The organism is Mycobacterium asiaticum (assembly GCF_001673635.1).
Classification (GTDB): domain Bacteria; phylum Actinomycetota; class Actinomycetes; order Mycobacteriales; family Mycobacteriaceae; genus Mycobacterium; species Mycobacterium asiaticum_C.
In genome coordinates, this window is sequence record NZ_LZMH01000023.1 from 135,405 (window position 1) to 156,132 (window position 20,728).

Annotated in this window: 19 protein-coding genes; 10 read left to right on the top strand and 9 right to left on the bottom strand. The window is 67.9% G+C overall.

The annotated features are described in order from the left end of the window. Window positions 1-16 precede the first annotated feature (16 nt). Window positions 17-712 carry a YoaK family protein gene (locus A5645_RS06000; RefSeq protein WP_065128891.1) on the top strand — a complete coding sequence of 232 codons (696 nt, stop codon included), beginning with the start codon at window positions 17-19 and terminating at the stop codon, window positions 710-712. On the opposite strand, the gene A5645_RS06005 is transcribed toward A5645_RS06000, so the two are convergent. From A5645_RS06005 to A5645_RS06020, 4 genes are all read right to left on the bottom strand, one after another. After that, window positions 686-1,792 carry a phosphodiester glycosidase family protein gene (locus A5645_RS06005; RefSeq protein WP_172830477.1) on the bottom strand — a complete coding sequence of 369 codons (1,107 nt, stop codon included), beginning with the start codon at window positions 1,790-1,792 and terminating at the stop codon, window positions 686-688. The genes A5645_RS06000 and A5645_RS06005 overlap by 27 nt on opposite strands. Before the next feature lie 84 nt (window positions 1,793-1,876). After that, on the bottom strand, window positions 1,877-3,361 hold the full coding sequence (locus A5645_RS06010; protein WP_065128892.1) for a YhgE/Pip domain-containing protein: 1,485 nt from the start codon (window positions 3,359-3,361) through the stop codon (window positions 1,877-1,879). Between the two features lie 36 nt (window positions 3,362-3,397). Beyond that, window positions 3,398-4,123 carry a pirin family protein gene (locus tag A5645_RS06015; protein ID WP_065128893.1) on the bottom strand — a complete coding sequence of 242 codons (726 nt, stop codon included), beginning with the start codon at window positions 4,121-4,123 and terminating at the stop codon, window positions 3,398-3,400. Window positions 4,124-4,143: 20 nt separating this feature from the next. Continuing rightward, the gene (locus A5645_RS06020; protein ID WP_065128949.1) at window positions 4,144-4,965 is read right to left on the bottom strand and encodes a MarR family transcriptional regulator; all 822 of its coding nucleotides are present in this window, start codon (window positions 4,963-4,965) and stop codon (window positions 4,144-4,146) included. A 102-nt stretch (window positions 4,966-5,067) separates the two neighbouring features. Between A5645_RS06020 and A5645_RS06025 the strand changes: the two genes are divergently transcribed. Next, complete coding sequence (locus A5645_RS06025) at window positions 5,068-6,210, top strand: NAD(P)H-dependent amine dehydrogenase family protein (protein ID WP_081288183.1); 1,143 nt, start codon at window positions 5,068-5,070, stop codon at window positions 6,208-6,210. On the opposite strand, the gene A5645_RS06030 is transcribed toward A5645_RS06025, so the two are convergent. Continuing rightward, entirely contained in the window at window positions 6,207-7,622 is a 1,416-nt protein-coding gene (locus A5645_RS06030) for an alpha/beta hydrolase domain-containing protein (RefSeq protein WP_065128894.1), read from the bottom strand. The genes A5645_RS06025 and A5645_RS06030 overlap by 4 nt on opposite strands. Continuing rightward, the gene (locus A5645_RS06035) at window positions 7,619-8,734 is read right to left on the bottom strand and encodes a sigma-70 family RNA polymerase sigma factor (RefSeq protein WP_081288184.1); all 1,116 of its coding nucleotides are present in this window, start codon (window positions 8,732-8,734) and stop codon (window positions 7,619-7,621) included. Before A5645_RS06035 ends, A5645_RS06030 begins: the two co-directional genes overlap by 4 nt. Here A5645_RS06035 and A5645_RS06040 point away from each other — a divergent pair. Genes A5645_RS06040 through A5645_RS06055 form a run of 4 tightly spaced genes read left to right on the top strand, consistent with a single transcriptional unit; the run spans window position 8,682 to window position 12,919 of the window. Next, window positions 8,682-9,521: an alpha/beta hydrolase gene (locus tag A5645_RS06040; protein ID WP_065036249.1), complete on the top strand. Its 840-nt coding sequence runs from the start codon at window positions 8,682-8,684 to the stop codon at window positions 9,519-9,521. The two genes, A5645_RS06035 and A5645_RS06040, sit on opposite strands and share 53 nt — an antisense overlap. Before the next feature lie 43 nt (window positions 9,522-9,564). After that, window positions 9,565-10,314 carry a DUF2786 domain-containing protein gene (locus A5645_RS06045; RefSeq protein WP_065036248.1) on the top strand — a complete coding sequence of 250 codons (750 nt, stop codon included), beginning with the start codon at window positions 9,565-9,567 and terminating at the stop codon, window positions 10,312-10,314. Beyond that, window positions 10,311-10,823, top strand: a complete 513-nt coding sequence (locus A5645_RS06050) for a TIGR04338 family metallohydrolase (RefSeq protein WP_065036247.1) — start codon at window positions 10,311-10,313, stop codon at window positions 10,821-10,823. Before A5645_RS06045 ends, A5645_RS06050 begins: the two co-directional genes overlap by 4 nt. Further along, window positions 10,820-12,919 (top strand): glycoside hydrolase family 3 C-terminal domain-containing protein, encoded by a 2,100-nt coding sequence (locus tag A5645_RS06055; RefSeq protein WP_253866857.1) that lies wholly within the window; start codon window positions 10,820-10,822, stop codon window positions 12,917-12,919. Before A5645_RS06050 ends, A5645_RS06055 begins: the two co-directional genes overlap by 4 nt. A gap of 35 nt (window positions 12,920-12,954) precedes the next feature. On the opposite strand, the gene mymT is transcribed toward A5645_RS06055, so the two are convergent. Beyond that, the gene (gene mymT / locus A5645_RS28540; RefSeq protein WP_269199549.1) at window positions 12,955-13,110 is read right to left on the bottom strand and encodes a copper-binding metallothionein MymT; all 156 of its coding nucleotides are present in this window, start codon (window positions 13,108-13,110) and stop codon (window positions 12,955-12,957) included. A 180-nt stretch (window positions 13,111-13,290) separates the two neighbouring features. Next, entirely contained in the window at window positions 13,291-14,997 is a 1,707-nt protein-coding gene (gene ilvD, locus A5645_RS06060; protein WP_065128896.1) for a dihydroxy-acid dehydratase, read from the bottom strand. Between the two features lie 123 nt (window positions 14,998-15,120). Between ilvD and ricR the strand changes: the two genes are divergently transcribed. The 4 genes from ricR (at window position 15,121) to A5645_RS06080 (ending at window position 18,855) form a co-directional block, all read left to right on the top strand. Continuing rightward, window positions 15,121-15,411: a copper-sensing transcriptional repressor RicR gene (ricR, locus tag A5645_RS06065; protein WP_065036245.1), complete on the top strand. Its 291-nt coding sequence runs from the start codon at window positions 15,121-15,123 to the stop codon at window positions 15,409-15,411. An 82-nt stretch (window positions 15,412-15,493) separates the two neighbouring features. Beyond that, window positions 15,494-16,741 (top strand): MFS transporter, encoded by a 1,248-nt coding sequence (locus A5645_RS06070; RefSeq protein ID WP_065036244.1) that lies wholly within the window; start codon window positions 15,494-15,496, stop codon window positions 16,739-16,741. Window positions 16,742-16,859: 118 nt separating this feature from the next. Beyond that, complete coding sequence (locus tag A5645_RS06075) at window positions 16,860-17,921, top strand: L,D-transpeptidase (RefSeq protein ID WP_065036243.1); 1,062 nt, start codon at window positions 16,860-16,862, stop codon at window positions 17,919-17,921. Window positions 17,922-17,943: 22 nt separating this feature from the next. Next, window positions 17,944-18,855: a L,D-transpeptidase gene (locus tag A5645_RS06080; protein ID WP_065128897.1), complete on the top strand. Its 912-nt coding sequence runs from the start codon at window positions 17,944-17,946 to the stop codon at window positions 18,853-18,855. 6 nt (window positions 18,856-18,861) lie between these two features. On the opposite strand, the gene A5645_RS06085 is transcribed toward A5645_RS06080, so the two are convergent. Then, entirely contained in the window at window positions 18,862-20,637 is a 1,776-nt protein-coding gene (locus tag A5645_RS06085) for a hydroxysqualene dehydroxylase (protein ID WP_253866858.1), read from the bottom strand. Window positions 20,638-20,728: the final 91 nt, after the last annotated feature.

A 20,728-nucleotide genomic window follows, 5' to 3' on the forward strand; every position in this document is an offset into this window, starting at 1 on the left:
GGATAGCGGTTCGGCAATGGTCGTGTCGTCCCCGGTGTCCAACCGGTTGACCGTGACGGCGCTACTGTTGCTGACGTTTTCGACCGGGCTGGCCGACGCGATCAGTGTGCTGGTGCTGGGGCATGTGTTCGTCGCCAACATGACCGGAAACGTGATCTTCCTGGGCTTCTGGTTCGCGCCCAACACCACCGTGGACCTCACCGCCGCCGTCGTGGCGTTCCCCACCTTCGTCACCGGCACCATCATCGGCGGACGGTTGATGCGGCACTTCGGTGAGCGCACCAGGCCGTGGCTGACCGCCGCGTTGGGCAGCGAGGCGATGCTGCTGGCGGCCCTGTCGGTGCTAGCGGGCACCGGGGTGCTGCACTATCACGACAACACCAAGCTCGTCCTGATCGGCGGCATGGCGATCGCGTACGGCGTGCAGCATTCCACCGCCCGGCAGTTCGGTATTCAGGAGCTCACCACCACGGTGCTGACCTCGACGATCGTCGGCCTCGGCGTGGACAGCCGGCTGGCGGGCGGAACCGGACAGCGTGAGAAGCTGCGCTACAGCGTGGTGTGCACGATGTGCGCCGGAGCGGTGGTCGGCGCCACGCTCACCTGGATCACCGTCGCACCGGTGCTGGCGCTGGCGGCGGCGGTCGTGGCGACCAGTCTGTTGATCTTCCGGTACGGGCCCGACTCAGTTGAACGCAAGCCAGCTGGGTAGCGCCCGCTCGCGCGAGTCGCACAGCACCTGACGCGTGTCGCACGAACCCTTCGGCGACCCTGCGCCGGCCCACATGCCACCGGTGTCGCGGCGCAGCACGATCGCCGACGAGCCTCCGCCATCGAGTAGCACCGCGGTGTCGCTGCCCAGGCCGCGGAACAGATCCTGGATGTTGTCGGGGGTGTAGCTGCCGCCCTCGAAGATGTACATCTCGTCGCGCTGCTTGGCGTAGGCCAGCGCGGTCCGTGCTGCACTGGGCCCCCCGTCGTGCAGCTGCCCGGTGTTGCCCGGCGACAGCAGGCCGATCCCGGCCACCGCGACGAACTTGGCGTTCTTGTTCAGCAGGTCCTCGACGACCGGGGTCGCCAGGTCATAGTCCTCTCTGCCCTTGGGCCGCAACACGTATGGCGCACCCCCGGCCGGCAGGATCATCGTCGTCAGCGAGGTCCAGGACTCGTTACCGCCGGACAGGCCCTGCTTGCCGGGATAGGCGACGGCGCCGGTGACGGCCTGGTTGGCGCGGCCCTGGCCGTTGGTGTTGTCCACGAAAGCGCCCAGCGGGGAACTGCAGCCGGTGCTGCGCCAGGAACCGCCCTTCTGTCCCCGGACATCGAAAAAGTTGGCGTTGATGGCGATCGTGGGTTGCCCCATGCGCTGCCACGCTTGCAGCGGCGGGTAGATCTCCGAGGCTTGCCACAGCCCCTCGCCGGTGCGGGCGCCCGGGTTGTTCTCGCAGCGGGCCTGGTCACCCCGGTGGGTGTCGACCAACAGGTGAGGCTGCAGCCGGGACGACGCATTCTTGATGATCATCAGGTGGCCACCGTTGTTCATCTCGTACCAGTGGCCGGACCCGTCGAGCAGCGGCATCGGATGGCCGCCGCCGAAGTTGTACACCAGGTAGGAACCCTTGGTGGTGGTGATGGCCTGCTCGAGCATCTCCCGGGCATCGGCGGCGTGAGCGACCGGCTGCCCCGCGGTGACAGCGAGGGCAGCGCAGAATGTCAGCGCGGCGAAGCTCGCCGTCAGCCTGCGCAAGACCGCGGATGGGGTCAGCACGGGGAGCCCTTTCGGCCGCGAAATCCGGAACAACCATCCAAGGATTAGTCACATCTGTCACACTGTCAACTTTGGTAACAGGTGCGTGACGGTTAGGGCGCGCCGGAATTACGTTTTCTCGCTTGGGCTTTCGGGCTTCGCGTCCATCTCGGGTGCTGGCTCGGGCTCGGTTTCAGCTTTGGTTTCGGACTCCGGCTCGGGGCCCGGCTCCGGCTCGGGCCCCGGCTCCGGCTCGGGCTGGGTCTTCTCGGCTTGTGCCTCCTTGCGCTTGCGCGCCTGATGCTGCGCCTGGTGTTCGGCGGCGATCGCCAGCGCGACCGCTCCCTGGATCCGGTGGAAGCCCTTGCGGTCGTACAGCGTGGTGACGATGCCGCCCAGTAGCAGGCCGATGACCAGCCCGATGGCGGTCATGAGCAGCGCCTGGGACAGGCCGGCTTCGGCATGGCCGTTGAGATACAGCAGCGACCGCACGCCGAGGAACACCTGATGCATCGGCTCGAACTCGGCCAGCCAGCGGAAGAACGAAGGAGTGGCTTCCAGCGGCACCGTCGCGCCCGCAGACGGCAGGCCCAGGATCACGAAGATCAACATGCTGACCAGCAGGCCCATCGAACCCAGCACCGCGATCAGCGAGCTGGACGTGATGCCGACCGCGCTGATCGCGAACACCCCGAACAGCCACAGCTGCCAGCCCTGGGGAATCGGCATGCCGAGCTTGTGGGCTATCGCCATATAGACGCCCGACGTCAGCAACGCCAGGGTCACCATCAGTCCCCACTTGACCAACAGGGTGCGGAATCGGGAGATGTGCACCTGCTCGGCGAACCGATAGACGGGGCCGAATTCGGCTGGTACATAACCGAGCATCGAATCGACCAGTGTGCTGACCACGATGCTGCCGGTGAACCCGGCGAGCAGCAGCAGCAGGGCGTAGTAGAACGCGGACAGCCCGTTACCGGTGCCGTTGGGTAGCGGGTTGTACACGTTGACTTTGACATCGATCGGGTTGGCCAGAGCCAGCACCGATGCGCCGGCCAGTGGCGCACCGCCGGTCTGGGCTGCCACGTCCGCCGAAAGCCGTTCGCCCACTTTGCCGTTCGCTACGCCGATGGCTTGGGTGAAGGTCTGGCTCGCGATGCTCGAACCCAGCGTGCCGGCCCGCGGATTGGTCGAGATGGTGATGGAGGGCCGCTCGGCGCGATTGGCGGTCACCGCGCTCTCACCGAGGTCCCGCAACTGCGAGGAGAACCCGGGCGGAATGACCAGCTCGCCGTACGCCTGGGCCCGGTCCAGCAGTTGCTTCGCCTCGGCCTGCGTCACCAACCGTACGTCGAACTTCTCCTTGTCCAGGCTGCCCACCATGCCGTCGGCGATTTGCTTACCGTACGGGCCGGCGTCCTGGTTGACGATCACGATCGGGAAATGCCGCAGGTTCGTTGTCGGATTCAGAATGCCGCCCAGGTACAGCGCGGACAGCGCGGACATCAAAGCCAGGGTGATAACGATCGGCGCCAGCCAGAACCGGACCGTGCGAAGCGCCTTGGTGCTCCGGTTGGGTTTGGGCGCCGCGTGCCGGGCGTGTTTCTGAGACATGCGGGCTCCTGTCTGTCGAGCCCACTCTAATGTCGGTCAGCCGCCCAGCTTCGCGTGCATCTCCCATACCAGCACCTCGGCGGGCTCCGATGCGATCAGGCGTCGCCCGTCGGTGTCGGTGAGCCGGAGCGCGTCGCCCGGTCCGAGCTCCCCGGCACCCTCGCATGACACCGTGCCCCGCGCCACGAACACATGCAGATAAGGTGCCGCGGGCAGGTCGACGGCATCACCGGTGTCCAGTCGGGCGACGTGCAGCGCCGCGGCGCGCTGGTGCAGTTTGATGGCGGCGTCGTGTCGGGGGCTGCCCGAGGCGATGGTGACCAGCCCGCCGCGCAGCAGGTGGTCCTCGATCTGCTGCTGCTGATAGCCCGGCGCGATGTTGGACTCGTCGGGCTGGATCCACATCTGCACGAAATGCACTGGCCGCGTGCCGGAATCGTTCTTCTCCGAGTGCAGGATCCCGCTGCCGGCCGACATGCGTTGCGCCAGTCCGGGATAGATCACGCCCTGATTTCCGGCGGAATCCCGGTGTGCCAGTTCGCCTTCCAATACCCAGGTGACGATCTCCATATCACGGTGCGGGTGGGTGTCGAAGCCGGTGGCAGGTGCCACGACATCGTCGTTGTTCACCAGCAGCAGCCCGTGGTGGGTGTTGTCCGGGTCGTAGTGGTCGCCGAACGAGAACGAGTGTCTGGACTCCAGCCACCGTGTTCTGGTGACGGCCCGGTCGGCGGCGCGCCGAATATCCACGGTGGCAGTCATGACACTCACAGTAATGACAGTTACGTCGGCGCGGTCAGCAGCCGCTGGGCATGCCGCAACGTGGTCTCGAGCTCCGCCAGCGTCATGCCGACGGCACCGCCTAGGTGGATCTCGATCTGATACTCCGGCTGGCCGTCGCGGCCGAATATCGGCATTACCACGAATTCTGTTGCGGTCAACTCGGTTTCGAGCACATCGGTCACCGAACGCAGCGTCATCATCGTCATCAGCGCGGTGAGTTGGCGGGTTACCCGCTCAGTGGGCCCCAGCGAGGCCAGCACGGCAGCTAACCGGTCGTGCAGCGATTGGTGGGTGTCGTCGAACCGCCATGCGCCATAGCCGCGGGCCCGGATATCGGCCAGCACGCGACGATGCCCGGCGATCTCGGCGGGCGTCGGCGGCGGCGTCACCCTACGCAACCATGCCTGCACGGACTCGTCGTCGCGCCATGCCATGGCGACCAGCCCGAACGGCGGGTCGATCGGGAAGCGCTGACCGACGGCGTGTTCTGAATCGGTGCCGTGGCCCACGGCGTCGATGGTGGCCAGGTGCCGTTCGCCGATCTTGGACATCGAGCAGCCCGCGCCGAGCGTGCCGTGCAGGAAGTTCAGTGCATCACGCCCCCGGTCCAGCAGCGGGAACTGCCGCCGTAACCCATGTACCAGTCCGAACAATCCGCTGCCCAGGGCGTAGCGACGGTCGTCGCGTCGGGCCACCCAGCCGCGTCGCTCCAGCTCGGTCAGGATCAACGAGCAGGTCGAGGTGCTGATCCGGCAGTGCTTGGCCAGCTCTGCCGAGGACCGCGGACCGGGCGAATCCGCCAGCGCGGCAAGCACATCCATCACCCTGGCCGTCGGCGGCGACTTCGCGGTTGACGTCACCGGTGTCGGCTCCCTACCATGCGTCCGAAATATAGCGATAGCAATCCTAATAATAGGAGAAAAATGCTGAAGGTGGGGGTGTGGGGACCGGGCTCGATGGGCCTGATCGCGCTGCGTGGTGTCATCGACCATCCGCAACTGCAGTTGGTGGACCTGGTGGTGCACAGCGATGCCAAATCCGGTCGGGACGCCGGCGAGCTCTGCGGCGTGCCACCCGTGGGAGTGGTGGCGACCCAGGATCCCGCGGCAATGCTGGCCGGTAACGCCGACGTGGTCGTGTATGCCGCCGCCGCCAACCTGCGCCCGGTGGAGGCCATTGCGGACATGGCCTCGATCCTGCGGGCCGGAAAGAACGTGGTGTCGTGCTCGGTGGTGCCGCTGGTGTTCCCGGACGCACCGGAGCCGGAGCGTCAGGCGCTCACCGAGCCGCTGCGGGAGGCGGCCCTGGCCGGTGGCGCTTCGTTTTTCACTACCGGCATCGACTCGGGATTCGCCAACGATCTTCTGCCACTTGTGCTTACGGGTGTCTCGCGGGTAATCGAGTCCGTACGGGTGACGGAGATCTTCAACTACGCCACCTACCCGGACCGGGCCGCGGTGTATGACATTCTCGGCTTCGGCCAGCCGCCGGAGGTCACCCCGTTCGCCGCCACGCCCGGGATCTTCACGTTCGGCTGGGGCCCGGTGCTGCATCAGCTGGCCGCCGGGTTGGACATCAGGCTCGACCGCATCGAGGAGAACGTCGAACGCATCGCCAGCCCGACAGCCTTCGACACGCCGACCGGCCACATCGCGGCCGGCACCATCGCGGCGATGCGCTCCACCCTGACCGGCTACGTCGGCGAAACGCCGATTCTGGTCGTCGACCATGTGACCCGGATGCGCGACGACATCGCACCGGACTGGCCGCAACCGCGCATCAGCATCGAGCCCAAAGACCTGGGCTTCGGGCCGGCCTCGGGACGCGGCCTGTATCGCGTGGAAATCGACGGATCCCCGAGCATGCGGTGTGAATTCGAGATGGCCGAGGACCGCGACCACGACCTCGGTGCCCGCGTCGCGGGCGCGTCGCGGATGGTCAACGCGATTCCCGCGGTGTGTGCGGCCAAGCCCGGGCTGCTGTCCGCCCTCGACCTGCCGTTGGTCACCGGCGCGGGCCTGGTGCGCGCGGTGTCCGGCCCCCCGCCGGACAGCCGGCTGTTTTAACTGCTGGGGTAGGCCGCCGCCGCGAGCTGCAGGATCTCCTCGCGGTCTGCGGCCAGGATGAAGCCAGACTGGATAGCCCGGTCGAGTGCCGCGGTGAAGCCCGCGACATAGTCCTCCGCTCCGCCTGGGTAGAGGCGTTGCAATGTCGCGTCGTCGAAGGGTTCACCGGAGCCGAAGATGGCCGCCATGATGTTCTCGTCGGTGGTGACCCCGGTGGTGCGGGCAATCGGGACATCCACCCACGGGGTGCGCACGCCGCCCTCGGCGATGCCGTGGGCATCGAGCACCGGCTCGGGATGGCCGTTGGGATGGCCATCGCGCACGGTGAGTGGCGGGCCGCTCGGCGGCGGGGTGCCGGTGCGCACCCAGGTGTCGAGCGCGGACAACGATGCCTGGAGCACGTAGTGGTGTTGCGGGCCGAAATTGATGAAGTGCCCGAGTTGCTGGCCCATCAGGTTGTCGGTCGGCGCCCATGCGGCCACCAGCGCTTCGAGGGGCGCGGAGCCCGAATCGATGGCCGCGACCTGGATTGTGTAGTTGTCGGCGTGCGCGGCGCCGGCGATCTCCCACACCCGCAGCAGATCGTGGTCGGGTTGACGTGCCCCGTAATAGCCCTGCCGTCCGGCGCCGTACAGGTCGGTTTCGGTGATGATCGCCATCAGCGGTACCCGCAGATCCGGCCGGAACTTCACCGCGGGTGCCGCGCTGTCGTTTTGCAGTTCGTCGAAGATAGAGCTGCTGTCCAACGGCCCGACCGGCCCCAGTCGAGAATGCACCAGGAAACCGTCGTACGCCTTGGCCAGCGGGTCGACCGCGTTGATGTAAGTGGTGAGGAACATCGCCGACTGGGATTCGCCCAGCGCAATCACGTGTTCGGCCCTCAGCCCGCCCAGCACGCCGTTGGCCCCACTGTCGCGGACCAGGCCGCCGATCTGGGAGAAGATGTCGTAGGCGAACGCGTCACCGGGATGGCTCAGGGCGGCGTAACGCGTCGGGTTCTGGCTCTTGAGGGACAGATCGAAACCAAGCAGGTTCTGCCCGCCGTCCACGCCCACCTTCTGCGCCGAGACGGTGACGTAGGCATAACCCGCGCGCAGCACCTCTCGGTGGGCCATCATCCACACAGCGGGAGCATCGATGCCGCCGCTGACGTTGAGCCATTCCACCAGCGCCGTCCCGGTGAACCGCAGCGGATCGGCCGGGGTGAGAACCACGATCCGGGTGGTGTATTCGGCTGTGTCCCTAGCCGATACGTTCCACCGCCCGTCTTGACCCGGTTCGGAATCCGGGCCGAAGGACGAGGCCGTCCCGGACACGAAGAACTCCTGCGCGACGTAACCCGCCTCGCCGATGTCGAAGCCGCCCAGCAACAGCGTCGGCGTCCCGGCCACCGGTGTCACATCCGGCTTCACAGCGACTCCGGCAAGCCGAACTTGGCGAACAGGGATCCGTCGAGGAAGGCCACCACGTGCGACACTCCGTCCGGCCGGATGTCGAGCACGTGCAGCTGGAACGGCACGTGGTGGTCGCCGGCGCGCATGTACATGGCGGCGCCGGGCTGCCCGTTGGCTTCGAACGGGATCATTCGCATGTCGCCGGGCAGCTCGGCCGGGCACTGCTGGTGGATGAGCGCGATGATGTCGCGCGCGCCCTGGTACCAGCCGGTGTAGGGCGGCATCTCCCAGATCGCCTCGGCGGTGAACAGGTCGACCAGCTTGTCGATGTCATAGGACTCGAATGCGGCGATGTAACGGGCCAGCAAGTCTTGCGCCTCGGCCGAATCCGGCGCCACCAACCGATCGTCGGCGCTGGGCGCGACGGCGTCCATCTGGGTGCGGGCCCTCTGCAGCAGACTGTTGACGGCGACAGTCGAGGTGCCGATCGCTTCGGCGACCTCAGCCGCCTTCCACTGCAGGACGTCGCGCATCAACAGCACCGCGCGCTGCCGCGGCGACAGATGCTGCAGCGCGGCGACGAATGCCAGCCGCACCGATTCCCGGGAGCCGACGATGTCGGACGGGTCCTCTGCCGCTTGCGGAAGTGGTTCCAGCCAGGGCACTTCGGCGCGCTCCACCAACTCGTCCGTGGGGTCCGAGCTGGGCGCGCCCAGCCCCGTCGGCAAGGGCCGCCGCTGCCGGCCCTCCAGTGCGGTAAGGCAGGTGTTGGTGGCGATCCGGTGCAGCCAGGTGCGCACCGAGGACTTCCCCTCGAACCGGTCGAAGGATTTCCAGGCCCGCAGCAGCGTCTCCTGCACCAAATCCTCGGCGTCATGCAGGGAGCCGGTCATCCGGTAGCAGTGCGCGAGCAGTTCACGGCGGTAGGGCTCGGCATGGGCGGAGAAATCCCCACCCGGCCCGCCCGGGCTTTCGCCAATTGGATTCTCAGCGAGGACACTCACCCGTCTGAGGTTACGCAGCATCTCTGACAAACACAGCGAGAGGAGCGTTCGGCAAACCCGTAAGCTGCCCGTGATGACTACCACCCGTTCTGAACGGACCTTCGACGGCGTCGGCGGCGTGCGCATCGTCTACGACGTTTGGACCCCGGGTGTTCCGGCGCGTGCAGTGGTGATCCTTGCGCACGGCTTCGGCGAACACGCCCGCCGCTACGACCACGTCGCGCAGCGGCTCGGCGCGGCCGGCCTGATCACCTACGCCCTCGATCACCGCGGCCACGGCCGCTCGGGCGGCAAGCGGGTGCTGGTGAAGGACGTCGCGGAGTTCACCGCCGACTTCGACACCCTGGTCGGCATCGCGACCCGGGAGAACCCGGGCGCCAAGCGCATCGTGCTCGGACACAGCATGGGTGGTGCGATCGTGTTCGCCTACGGAGTGGAACGGCCGGACAACTACGACCTGATGGTGCTCTCCGCCCCGGCGATCGCCGCCCAGGAGATGGTGCCGGGGGTGGTGGCGCTGGCCGCCAAGGTGCTCGGCGTGCTGGCGCCCGGCCTGCCGGTGCAGGCCCTGGATTTCAACGCGATCTCGCGAGACCCCGACGTGGTGAGCGCCTACAACAACGACCCGCTCGTCTACCACGGCAAGGTGCCCGCCGGGACCGGCCGCGCGTTGCTGCAGGTGGGCGAGACGATGCCGCAGCGGGCCCCGGCGCTGACGGCCCCCATGCTGGTGGTGCACGGCACCGGGGACACGCTGATCCCCATCGAGGGCAGCCGCCGCCTGGTGCAGTGCGTGGGTTCGGCCGATGTCGCACTGAAGGAATACCCCGGGCTCTACCACGAGGTGTTCAACGAGCCCGAGCAGAACCAGGTGCTCGACGACGTGGTGTCGTGGATCAATCTGCGCCTGTGAATAGCGAACTCGAGATGTCCGGCGGCTGCGTTAGTTTGGCGAGATGACCGACGACAAGATGTTGTCCCGTATCGCGGCGTTGCTGCGTCAGGCCGAAGGCACCGACAATCCCCACGAGGCGGACGCCTTCCTCAGTGCCGCCCAGCGGTTGGCCACCGCATCGTCCATTGACCTGGCGGTGGCGCGGTCCCATTCGGCGAACCGTTCGGCAGCGCAGGCCCCGACTCAGCGCACCATCACCATCGGTGAGGCGGGCACTCGTGGCCTGCGTACCTACGTGCAGCTGTTCGTGCTGATCGCGGCCGCCAACGACGTGCGCTGCGACATCGCGTCCAACTCGACATTCCTCTATGCGTATGGGTTCGCCGAGGACATCGACGCGACGCATGCCCTGTACGCCAGCCTGGTGGTGCAGATGGTCCGGGCCTCCGATACCTACCTGGCAACCGGTGCGCACCGGCCCACCCCGACCATCACCGCGCGGCTCAATTTCCAGCTGGCCTTCGGGGCTCGCGTCGGCCAGCGGCTGGCCGAGGCTCGCGAGCAGGCCCGCCAGGAGGTGACCAAGGATCGCAGTCGCGCGCCGGGCACCGCGATCGCCCTGCGGGACAAGGAACTTGAGCTGCGGGATTACTACCGCAGCGCATCGAAGGCCCGCGGTACCTGGCAGGCGCATCGGGCCTCGGCCGGATATTCGTCGGCGGCGCGACGCGCGGGCGACCGGGCCGGCCGCCGGGCCCGGCTGGGCGATAGTCCCGAGCTGCCCGGGGCACGAACCGCGCTGGGCCGGTGACGCGGGCCGACCCATCCGGGCGCGACTCGCAGCGCGCCAAGGTTTACGCGGCCGAGGAATTCGTGCGGCTCATGTTCGACCGTGCCGCCGAGCGCGGCTCACCCAGCGTGGAGTTCTTCGGCACCCAGCTGACGTTGCCGCCCGAGGGCCGGTTCGCCTCGGTGGCCTCGGCGCAGCGTTACGTCGACGAGGTACTGGATCTGCCGGCGGTGCGCGATCAGTGGCCCGGCGCCTCGGCGCCGCGGGTGCGGGCCCGGCGGGCCGCGACCGCCGCCCATTACGAAAACCGCGGCGGCGTAGGCGTTATCGCCGTCCCCGACCGGGTGAGCGCCGGCTGGGCGATGCGCGAGCTGGTGATCCTGCATGAGGTGGCCCATCACCTGTGCCAGGAATCCCCGCCACACGGACCGGCCTTCGTGACGACCATGTGCACGCTGACCGAGCTGGTGATGGGCCCCGAGGTGGGCCATGTGCTGCGCGTCGTCTACGCCAAGGAAGGGGTGCGGTGAACGAACGGGCCGATCCTGATGCACGGGCTCGGGAGGTCGAAGCCGAGCTGACCGACGACGAGCGCCTCTCTTTGCTGGTCGGCGTGATGGGCGCCGGGGACTTCTGGCCGCTGCGCGACGAGCGGATACCGCCGGACGTCCAGATGAGCGCCGCGTACGTGCCCGGGGTTCCCCGGCTGGGGGTGCCCGCACTGCGGATGAGCGACGCCGGTCTGGGCGTGACCAATCCCGGGTTCCGGCCCGGCGACTCCGCCACCGCGCTGCCGGCGGGACTGGCGTTGGCGGCCACCTTCAACCCGGCGCTGGCCCGGGCCGCCGGGGCGGTGCTCGGGGCGGAGGCGCGCAGCCGCGGCCTCAACGTACAGCTGGCCGGTGCCATGAACCTGGCCCGCGACCCGCGCAATGGCCGCAACTTCGAGTACTTCTCCGAGGACCCCTGGCTGACCGGGCTGCTGGCGGCCGAGCAGGTCATCGGGATCCAGCGGCACGGGGTCATCTCCACGGTCAAGCACTTTTCGCTGAACTGCAATGAGACGAACCGGCACTGGCTGGACGCGGTGATCGATCCCGACGCGCATCGCGAATCCGACCTGTTGGCCTTCGAGATCGCCATCGAGCGCGGTGAGCCCGGCGCGGTGATGGCGGCCTACAACAAGGTCAACGGTGAGTACGCCGCCGCGAACGATGTCCTGCTCAATCAGATACTCAAGGGCGCTTGGGGATTTCCGGGCTGGGTGATGTCGGACTGGGGTGGGACACCGGGCTGGGAGTGCGCGCTTCACGGATTGGATCAGGAGTGCGGCGCTCAGATCGACGCCATTCTGTGGCAGGCCGAGGCGTTCGGTGGGCCGCTGCGCGCGGCGCTGGCCGATGGCCGGTTGCCAAGGCAGCGGTTATCGGACATGGTCCGGCGGATCCTGCGATCGATCTACGCTGTCGGACTCGACCGGTGGGGCGCCGCTGCCGAACCGGATGTGCAGGCGCACAACGACATCGCGTTGGAGATCGCGCGGCAGGGCATCGTGTTGCTGCAGAACCGCGGCGTGCTGCCCCTGATGTCGGCCGGGCGCATCGCCGTCATCGGTGGCTATGCGCAACGCGGGGTGCCGGCCGGTTTCGGTTCCAGCACCGTGCTGCCCGCGGGCGGGTACGCCGACGTGATCCCGATCGGTGGGGCGGGCTTGGAGGCTGGCTTCCGCAATCTGTATCTGTTGCCGTCAAGCCCGCTCGACGAACTGCGAAAGTTGTTCGGCCAGGCCCAGATCGACTTCGACCCCGGCATCAGCCCGGCGGAGGCGGTGCCGGTCGCGCGGGCGGCCGACGTGGTGATCGTGTTCGCGGTCCGGGCCGAAGGGGAGGGTTTCGACAGTGTCGATTTGTCGTTGCCCTGGGGCCAGGACGCTCTTATCGCCGCGGTCGCCGCGGTGAACCCGAACACGGTGGTGGTGCTCGAGACCGGCAACCCGGTGGCGATGCCGTGGCGGGATTCGGTCAACGCGATCATTCAGGCCTGGTACCCCGGGCAGCAGGGCGGCCGGGCAATTGCGGAAATCATTGCCGGACAGGTCAATCCGTCCGGTCGGTTGCCGCTGACCTTCCCCGTCGACCTGGACCAGACGCCGCGGCCGGAGTTGGGGACGCCGACCACCATCGAGTACTCGGAGGGCGCCGAGGTCGGGCATCGCTGGTTCGCCGCCACCGGCCGGACCCCGTTGTTCGCGTTCGGACACGGGTTGTCCTACACCAGCTTCGAGTATCACGACCTGGAAGTGACCGGCGGCGACACCGTCACGGCTACCTTCAGCGTCGTCAACACCGGTGACCGCCGCGGCAGCGATGTGCCGCAGCTCTATCTGACCGGCGCGCCGGACGGGCGACGACTGCGGCTGCTCGGGTTCGAGCGGGTCGAGTTGCAGCCCGGCGAATCGCGGCGGGTGAGCATCAAGGCCGACCCGCGCCTACTGGCTCGCTACGACGGCAAGGCGCAGTGTTGGCGGATCAGCCGGGGCCGCTTCGCCGTGGCGGTCGGGGCCTCGGCGGCGGCCGTCGATTTGGCAGGAGAAGTAGAGGTGGCCGGCCGTACGTTCGGACGCTGAGGGGCGCACCCGTACGCACGACCGGCCGACCGGGCCTACTGGACGGGAACGAGTTCCGCGCCGCAGGTGCAGCGGTACGGTTCGGTGGCGTTGGAGCAGTGGCAGGGGACCTCGACACGGACGCGACAGCCACAGCCCTCGTGGCCACAGCTCAACAGGGTGCCGGCTTCGTTGGTTGCCATTCGAATCACCTTCATTCGTCGTGGGTTTCTTGCACCTCAGTATATACCCCTCGGGGGTAAGGGTAAACAGGCCGACCCATGCGAATTCGGGTTGACGGTCCGCGCGACCAGAACACCCGCGCCCGTCACCGCGGTGCTGCGAAGCGTCGGTGGCAAGGGCTGGGACGGGTTCGCGATGGCGCCGGTGGGTCAGCCGCAGACCGCGCCGGTCGCCGCCGACCCGACCAGCTTGACGTACTTGGCCAGCACGCCGGTCTTGTAGCGGGCCGGCGGGGGAGTGAATCCCTCTCGCCGCGCGGCGAATTCGTCGGGATCCACCAGCACGTCCAGGGTGTGGTTGGCGACGTCGAGCCGGATGCGGTCGCCGTCGCGCAAGAACGCAATGGGGCCGGCGTCCACGGCCTCCGGCGCGATGTGGCCCACGCACAGGCCGGTCGTCCCACCGGAGAACCGGCCGTCGGTGAGCAGCAGCACGTCCTTGCCCAGCCCGGCGCCCTTGATGGCGCCGGTGATGGCCAGCATCTCGCGCATGCCGGGGCCGCCCTTGGGGCCCTCGTAGCGGATCACCACGGCGTCACCATGGGTGATGGTGCCGTCCTCGAGCGCGTCCAGCGCCGCCCGCTCACCGTCGAAAACCCTTGCGGTGCCTTCGAACACGTCGGAATCGAAGCCGGCGGACTTGACCACCGCACCCTCCGGCGCCAGCGATCCGCGCAAGATGGTGATGCCGCCGGTCGGGTGGATCGGGTTGTTCAGCGCGCGCAGCACCTTGCCGTCCGGGTCCGGCGGCGCGATGTCGGCAAGATTCTCGGCCAGGGTCTTGCCGGTCACCGTCAAGCATTCGCCGTGTAGCAGGCCGGCGTCCAGCAGCGCTTTCATTACCACCGGCACCCCGCCGATGTGGTCGACGTGCGACATCACGTGCCGGCCGAACGGCTTGACGTCGGCCAGGTGCGGCACCTTCGAGCCGATCCGGCTGAAGTCGTCCAGGGTCAGCTCGACTTCGGCTTCGTGGGCGATGGCCAGCAGGTGCAGCACCGCGTTGGTCGACCCGCCGAACGCCATCACCACCGCGATGGCGTTCTCGAAGGCCTCCTTGGTCAGGATGTCGCGGGCGGTGATGCCGTGGCGCAGCAGCTCGACGACGGCCTGGCCGCTGCGCCGGGCGAACCCGTCCCGGCGTCGGTCGGTGGCCGGCGGGGCGGCGCTGCCCGGCAACGACATGCCCAAGGCCTCGGCGGCGCTGGCCATCGTGTTGGCGGTGTACATGCCACCGCAGGCGCCCTCGCCGGGGCAGATGGCCCGCTCGATGGCGTCGACGTCGGCGCGGCTCATCAGCCCGCGTGCGCACGCGCCGACCGCCTCGAAGGCGTCGATGATGGTGACCTCGCGCTCGCTGCCGTCGGAGAGCTTGGCCACCCCGGGCAGGATCGATCCGGCGTAGAGGAACACCGAGGCCAGATCCAGGCGGGCCGCGGCCATCAGCATCCCGGGCAGCGACTTGTCGCAGCCGGCCAGCAGCACCGAACCGTCGAGGCGCTCGGCCTGCATCACGGTCTCGACGCTGTCCGCGATCACCTCACGCGACACCAGCGAGAAGTGCATGCCCTCGTGACCCATCGAGATGCCGTCGGACACCGAGATGGTGCCGAACTCCAGCGGGTAGCCGCCGGCGGCGAAAACGCCTTCCTTGACGGCCTTGGCCAGCCGGTCCAGGGAAAGGTTGCACGGCGTGATCTCGTTCCAGGACGACGCGACGCCGATCTGCGCCTTGGCGAAGTCCTCGTCGCCCATGCCTACCGCCCGCAACATCCCACGCGCGGCGGCCTTCTCCAGACCGTCGGTAACGTCGCGACTGCGGGGTTTGATGTCAGCTTGCTCGACGGGAGGGGTCATGGTGCAAGTATGCGGTGCGGCGCGATCCCGCCAAAATCAATTAACCGCGCGGCCTGATACCCTAGCGGGGTATAGAATGGTGCGGCAACCCACCCGTCCGCCCGGTATTCGTTTGGAGAGCAGATGACCACACCACACGGATACACGCAGCAGAAGGACAACTACGCCAAACGGCTGCGTCGCATCGAGGGTCAGGTGCGCGGTATCGCGCGCATGATCGACGAGGACAAGTACTGCATTGACGTGCTCACTCAGATCAGCGCCGTCAACAGCGCGCTGCGGTCGGTGGCGCTGAATCTGCTCGATGAGCACCTCAACCACTGCGTCACCCGGGCGGTGGCCGAAGGCGGTGACGAGGCCGACGACAAGATCGCCGAGGCGTCGGCGGCGATTGCGCGCCTCGTTCGTTCCTGATCTGGCGTGTTGGCGGGGTAAAGCGGGGTAAAGCCCCGCTGGGTGCGTACCGTGAGGACAACGCGCACCTGCGTCTCACACTATGACTGCCATGACTGCCGAACCCGGAACCACCGCGCGAACGTGGACGCCACGGATCGCGGTGCAGCTGGTGGTGCTGGCCTCGGCGGCCTTCATCTACGTCACCGCCGAATTGCTGCCGGTCGGCGCTTTGTCGGCGATCGCCCGCAATCTCAACGTCAGCGTGGTGTGGGTGGGCACGCTGTTGTCCTGGTACGCCCTGGTCGCTGCGGTGACGACGGTGCCGCTGGTGCGCTGGACCGCGCATTGGCCGCGGCGCCGGACGCTGCTGCTCAGCCTGGTCTGCCTGACCCTGTCGCAGCTCATTTCGGCAGTGGCGCCCAACTTCACGGTGCTGGCCGCCGGACGGGTGCTGTGCGCGGTGACGCACGGCCTGCTGTGGTCGGTGATCGCGCCGATCGCCACCCGGCTGGTGCCCCCGAGCCACGCCGGCCGGGCGACCATGTCGATCTACATCGGCACCAGCCTGGCGCTGGTGATCGGCAGCCCGCTGACCGCGGCGCTGAGCCTGATGTGGGGCTGGCGGCTGGCGGTTGTCTGTGTGACCGTCGCGGCCGTGCTGGTCACCGTGGCGGCGCGGCTGGTCCTGCCGGAACTGGTCCTGACCGACGACCAGCTGCAATTCGTCGGCCGACGCTCCACCCATCACCGCAACCGGGGGCTGATTCTGGTCAGCCTGATCACCATGGTCGGCGTCACCGGTCACTTCGTCTCCTACACCTACATCGTGGTGATCATCCGCCAGATCGTCGGTGTGCGCGGACCCAATGTGGCGTGGCTGCTGGCGGCGTACGGCGTCGCCGGGGTGCTGGCGGTGGCCCTGGTGGCGCGGCCGCTGGACCGGCGGCCCAAGGGCGCGATCATCTTCTGCATAGCCGGCCTGACTGCGGCCTTCGTTCTGCTCAGTGCGCTGGCCTACGGCTGGCACCGCTCGGCGCTGACGGCGCTGGTGGTCGGGACGGGCGCGATCGTGCTGTGGGGTGCGATGGCCACCGCGGTGTCGCCGATGCTGCAGTCCGCGGCGATGCGCGCGGGTGCCGACGACCCGGACGGGGCTTCCGGGTTGTATGTGACGGCGTTCCAGGTCGGCATCATGGCCGGGTCCCTGGCCGGGGGTTTGCTGTACGAGCGCAGTGTGGCGATGATGCTCACCGCGTCGGCGGGTCTGATGGGTGTCGCGCTGGTGGCGATGACGGCGATCAGGCCGATCGTCGAGGCCCCGCCCGTACCAGATTCTCAGGGCGACTAACGCCGCTGGTCAGGGCCGTGAACGGCGGTCCGTAACGATGTGTTGGCGTCCGCCGAATGGCTAACGGGGAGTTCCGTTGTGCCACACTGGGGCGAGAATTTGACCGGAGGGAATCGATATGGCGCGCTGGATCACAGGCCGCGCGAAGGGGCGGCGAACGGCTAGAGTCGTCGCCGCTGCCAATGCTTGCGGCGTGGTCGCCGTGCTGATGTTGGGCGCCGGACCGGCCCTGGCGGACCCCGAGGACGCGCCGGCCGATCCTGGCCCAGTGGTCGGCCCCGCCGAGCCGCTCCCGCCGGGCCCGTTGGCGCTGCCGCCGCTGCCCGACCCGCTCGCGCTGCCGCCACTTCCGGGTGACCCGTCCCCCGTCCCGGGCGGTGTCCCTGCCCCTGTCCCGGGCGCTGACCCGGCAGCGGTGCCGGTCGCTTCCGGGCCGGTGGCAGGGCAGGACCCGACGCCGTTCGTCGGTGACCCGCCGTTCCGGCCGCCATCGTTCAACCCCGTGAATGGCGCGATGGTCGGGGTGGCCAAACCGATCATCATCAACTTCCAGGTGCCCATCGCCGACCAGGCGATGGCCGAGCGGGCCATTCACATCTCGTCGATCCCGGCGGTGCCGGGCAAGTTCTACTGGATGACCCCGAGCCAGCTGCGGTGGCGGCCGCTCAGCTTCTGGCCGGCCAACACCGCGGTCAACATCGACGCGGCCGGCACGAAATCAAGCTTCCGGACCGGTGACGCGTTGGTGGCCACCGCCGACGACGCCACCCACCAGATGACCATCACCCGCAACGGGACCGTGGTGCAGACCTTCCCGATGTCGATGGGAATGGCTTCCGGCGGCCACCAGACCCCGAACGGCACGTATTACGTGCTGGAGAAGATGGCGTCGGTGGTGATGGATTCCTCGACCTACGGGGTGCCGGTGAACTCGGCCAACGGCTACAAGGTGACGGTGTCGGACGCCGTCCGGATCGACAACAGCGGCAACTTCGTGCACAGCGCGCCGTGGTCGGTGGGTGATCAGGGCCGCCGCGACGTCAGCCACGGCTGCATCAACCTGAGTCCATCTAACGCCAAGTGGTTCTTCGACAACTTCGGCAGCGGTGACCCCGTGGTCGTGAAGAACTCCGTCGGGGTCTACAACAAGCCCGACGGTGCATCAGACTGGCAGCTGTAAAACACGACCGGAGGGATGCTTCATGAGGGGACGCCGTTTCGGGACACCGGGGGCACTGCGGGCCGCCTTGATCGGCTCCGTGGTCGGTTGCCTGCTGATGCTGAGCGGGGGGACCGCGCTGGCCGACCCCGAACCCGCTCCGGATGATCCCGGGGTGATCGCGCCACCGGCGGTGCCCGCCGCGGACGCCCCGCCGCCGTTCGCCCCGCCGCCGTTCGTCGGCACGGCGCCGTTCGGGCCGCCGCGGATCGCTCCCGCCAACGGCGCGACGGTGGGCGTGGCCCAGCCGATCATCATCGACTTCCCGGCCCGGGTGGACGATGCGGGCGCCGCCGAAGCCGCAATCCGGGTGACCTCGACACCGCCGGTCGACGGAAAGTTCTACTGGCAGACGCCCACCCAGTTGCGGTGGCGTCCGCTGAGCTTCTGGCCGGCCCACACCGACGTGACGGTCGACGCGGGCGGCACGGTGTCCAGCTTTCGCACCGGCGATCAGCTGATCGCCACCGCCGACGACGCCACCCACCAATTGATCGTCGCGCGCAACGGCACCGTGGTGCAGACCTTCCCGATGTCGATGGGCATGGCGTCCGGCGGCCACCAGACCGCCAACGGCACCTACTACGTGCAGGAGAAGATGGCGTCGGTGGTGATGGACTCCTCGACGTACGGGGTGCCGGTCAACTCGGCCAACGGCTACAAGATCACGGTCGCCGACGCCGTGCGATTCGACAACAGCGGCAACTTCGTGCACAGCGCGCCGTGGTCGGTCGACGATCAGGGCCGCCGCGACGTCAGCCACGGTTGCATCAACCTCAGCCCGGCCAACGCCAAATGGTTCTTCACCAACTTCGGTCCCGGCGACCCGATCATCGTGAAGAACTCGGTGGGCACCTACACCCGCAACGATGGGTCCAACGACTGGATGAGCTGATCCGGGTCAACTTCCGGGGCGGCGCGTGTCGAGCAGGTCCAGCACGTTGGGCTTACCGGCCCGGTAGCGGGCCTTGTCGGCCGCTTTGAACGGCTTCCACCACGGCGCCTGGAACAGCGTGACGATCTTGACCGTCTGACCCGAGTAGTTCGACGCGTGCAGCACCGCGTTGGCGGCCTGGCGTCCGCCTTCGTTGGCGCCCTCCATGGTCGTTACGTTCTGGTCGGTCTGAACCCACTCGCCGGCCAGGAACAGGTTGTCGATGCCGGTGCCCGAGGTGGGGCGCCGCCCCCACGAGCCCGGATCCTGGATGAACAGCGGCTCGTCGTTGCGCACGTTGGGTGTCCCCGAATCGATGATCGCCGGATCCAGGAACCAGGAATGCAGCATCCCGTCGTCGAGCACGCGACCGGTGTCGTTGAGGTGGGCCTTGATCTGGGCCCACGCCTCGGCGGCGATTTCGGCGGGCGTGCACCGCCGCGCGCTCTTGCCGTTGAAGTTTCCCGGCGTGCTCCAGTCCGAAAGGATCGCCGAGAGACAATCTTTGACGGTGCCGTCGCCATAGGTGGTGAGGCTGCGTTTCCAGAACTGTTCCTCACTGATCGACGTGATGCCCCAGCCGGAGTCGACATAGTTGACGTGGCCCTTGGTGACGTCCACGCGCTCCCGCAGATAGAACATCAGCCCGTTCATCCACTCGGTGCGTAGCGCGGCTACGTTGGCCAGGCCCGGGTCGGCGGCGATGACGTCGTCGGTGAGGACCGCGGCGAGCTTCTCGCAGGGGATCGCCGAGACGTACCAGTCCGCGACGACCGGCTGCTGGATGCCATTGGCATCGACGACGGTCGCCGAGGCGATGTGCCGGCCATTCGGTGTCAGGCGCGAAAGGGCCTGTCCCACTCTGAATGTCACACCCATCGAGGTGAGGTGGTCCACCCACGGATCCAGCCACTGGGAACTGGTCGGGCCGTTGAGCACTCGGTCGAAGCCCTTGCAGTCGGTGTCGTTGCCGAACAACAGGATCGACCACACCGACGCCTCGCCCACCAGCCCGATCGAATGCGCGCTGGCGTCCCTGGACTTCGATGCGGCGAGATTACGGATGATCCCGTCGGCGAGGTACCGGTTGTACTCCACCGACCGCTTGTTCGCGCCGATGTAGTCCTCCCACGTCATGTGGTCCCACTGACCGAGTTTGCGTTCGTCGCAACTGGTTACGTAGACGGCGAGCTTCTGGGCCGCATACGCCGCCTCCCACAGTGGCAGCCGGAAGAGCGTCTGCAGCACGGTGGTCACCGATTCGATGAAGGACTTCGGTGTGATCGGGTTCGGGATGGTGGGCAGTGGAAACGGCAGCGGGATGGTCAGGTCCGCGCGGCCCAGTCCCGAATGCAGATAGGACGTCGCGCGGGTCAGATTGTTCCAGACGCCATTGCGGTTGCCCGGGAACGGGATTCGGCGCATGGTGTCGGTGACGTTGCGGTAGAAGCCGGGGAAGAACCGGAAGCCGTGTTCGGCCGGCAGCGGGGTCGTCCCGGAGTTCGGCACCGGAATCGAGCGCGCCTTGCCGCCGAGGGCCTTACGTTCATACACCGTGACGGTGTAGCCGCGCTCGGCGAGCTCGTGCGCCGCGGTCAACCCGGCCACGCCCGCCCCGAACACCGCCACCGACTTGCCCGGCGCCGCGTTGGTGACCGGCATGGAACGGGTCAGCGCGGCCGCGGTCCCGGCGGCAACCGTCGCGGTGAGCAGGGTGCGACGTGACATCGTCGAGCCGGTCACGTCACTAAGTTAATGACGATTCTGATGTGGCTATGGATGCTGAGCGGCGTGTCGTCGCGTTAAGCGGAACAAGTGAACAGCCAATGTCATG